Genomic DNA, 554 nt, shown 5'->3' on the forward strand with positions numbered 1-554 from the left:
TAAAGGTCAGTTGCTTTACGCGCCACAAGGATGCATGACGTTTGCCCTAGATGATTCCATTTGTATTTTGCCGCCAACCAAAGCAGTGTGGATCCCACCTCATACTCCACATCGCGCCGTAATGACGAATGTTGTGGCGTATCGTTCTGTTTATTTCGATTGTGACAAATTTTCTTGCCCGAAAAGCATCGTGGTGATTGAAGTTAACGATCTCCTAAAAGCACTGATCAATAAAATGGCTTTGTGGGAGTGGGACATAGAACAAACCAAAACGAATGCGACAACCATATTGTTTTGGGAAGAGTTTTATCAAGCAAAGCAATTCGAGCTCACTTTACCATTGCCATCGGATCGTCGTTTGGCTTCATTTCGAAACGCGATGACAAAAGACGGATTCATTGCTCCTGATCTCAACCATTTATCGAAAACAATCGGGGCAAGCAGTAAGACAATTACAAGACTGTTTAAGTCAGAAACAGGCATGTCTTATCAAGATTGGCGCCAGCAATGGCGATTGTTAAAGGCAATAGAGCTGTTGTGTGAGGAGAGACAAG

The 554-nt window shown here is 43.3% G+C and carries 1 protein-coding gene; it reads left to right on the plus strand.

Annotated features, from left to right (window positions below; genetic code table 11):
- The coding region (locus R7190_RS29750; protein WP_318138192.1) for a helix-turn-helix transcriptional regulator at positions 1 to 554 on the plus strand (554 nt) is incomplete at both ends.

It is taken from the genome of Vibrio sp. 1078-1 (assembly GCF_033340475.1).